Below are 771 nucleotides of genomic sequence, written 5' to 3' on the forward strand. Positions count from 1 at the left end.
ATCACTGGCGCCAGCACTGCGTTGCAGGTCAATCAGGCTGATCTGGACCGCACGAGCAAAGCGCTCACCGACGCGGGCATCCAGGTTAAAGCGGCAACATTGGCGGCTGACGGCAAGGGCGGTTTGTTGCGCCTGGCCAAGCAAGAAGACCAGTTGCCGGCCAAAGACGTTGTGCGCAAGGCCATGGGTGATGACTATGTCGTCGCGCTGAACCTGGCACAGACCACGCCAAAATGGCTGCGCAGCATTGGCGCGCACCCGATGAAGCTGGGTCTGGACTTGTCCGGTGGTGTGCACTTCCTGTTGGAAGTCGACATGGACAAAGCCCTTGACGCACGCCTGAAAGTTTACGAAGGCGATGTGAAGAGCTTGCTGCGCAAAGAGAAGTTGCGTTATCGCAGCCTGCCGCAGCTCAACGGCGCTATCCAGTTGGGCTTTGCTGATGAAGCTTCCCGCGAACAGGCCCGTGCGCTGATTCGCAAGAGCTTCACCGATTTTGACATCGTGCCGGCCGACCTTAATGGTCAGGCGGTACTGCGCCTGGCGATGACCCCGGCCAAGCTGGCGGAAATCCGCGAATACTCCATCAAGCAGAACTTGACCACGGTACGTAACCGCGTCAACGAGCTGGGTGTGGCCGAGCCGATTGTTCAGCGTCAGGGTGCCAACCGCATCGTGGTTGAGCTGCCGGGTGTGCAGGACACGGCTGAAGCCAAGCGTATCCTGGGTAAAACCGCCAACCTGGAATTCCGCCTGGCGGCTGATCCGGGT

The 771-nt window shown here is 59.8% G+C and carries 1 pseudogene; it reads left to right on the top strand.

Going from position 1 to position 771, the window contains the following annotated elements:
* Nucleotides 1-771: pseudogene (gene secD, locus F0169_RS26935) on the top strand (protein translocase subunit SecD); the annotation flags it as partial.

The sequence above is a fragment of the Pseudomonas kitaguniensis genome (genome assembly GCF_009296165.1).
GTDB classification, from domain to species: domain Bacteria; phylum Pseudomonadota; class Gammaproteobacteria; order Pseudomonadales; family Pseudomonadaceae; genus Aquipseudomonas; species Aquipseudomonas kitaguniensis.